Source organism: Vibrio sp. 378 (genome assembly GCF_033339435.1).
In genome coordinates this window covers 1-548 of sequence record NZ_JAWOUO010001024.1, presented here as the reverse complement: position 1 = coordinate 548, position 548 = coordinate 1, and the positions used below count along the sequence as shown (strand labels likewise).

Genomic DNA, 548 nt, shown 5'->3' with positions numbered 1-548 from the left:
AAGGTTTGCCAATCAACAAACTGATAATCGACCGCTCGTTTGTCAGTGATGTGCCTAACGACAACGACAGCAACGCCATTGTTAACGCCATCATTGCGATGGGCACGACGCTTTCACTCAAAGTTGTGGCGGAAGGCATCGAAACGCCAGAACAAGTGGCTTACTTAGTCGACAAAGGTTGTATCTACGGTCAGGGATATTTATTCAGCCCACCCGTTGCGGCGAAAAAGTTATTTAACTAAGCACAACGTTCAATACACTGGCAACTTTGCGGTTAGATGTTCGTCGAACCGCAAAGCGCCAAACGATCCGCTAAAATGTTGATGCACACCAACAGCGGCACGCCAATCAACAGCCCCATTCCGCCCCACAACCAACCCCAAAAGACCAGCCACATAAAGATGACTAACGGGTTGAGGTTAAACCGCCTCCCTAGCAAAGTTGGGGTGACAAACTGACTCTCGATTAAATTCAGCAACAGATATATCGACACCACTGTCAGCATAAAACTGACCGAATCTAACTGCAGATACGCGACAAAACCAAAG

The 548-nt window shown here is 47.6% G+C and carries 2 protein-coding genes; one reads left to right on the top strand and one right to left on the bottom strand.

The genetic code is table 11. The features are described from left to right. Nucleotides 1–242: EAL domain-containing protein (locus R7Q48_RS30170; protein WP_318134079.1), on the top strand; the 242-nt coding region annotated here is incomplete at its 5' end. Nucleotides 243–274: 32 nt separating this feature from the next. Here the strand turns inward: R7Q48_RS30170 and R7Q48_RS30165 are convergent. Then, a partial coding sequence (locus R7Q48_RS30165) for an AI-2E family transporter (protein ID WP_318134078.1) occupies nt 275–548 on the bottom strand: 274 nt, incomplete at its 5' end.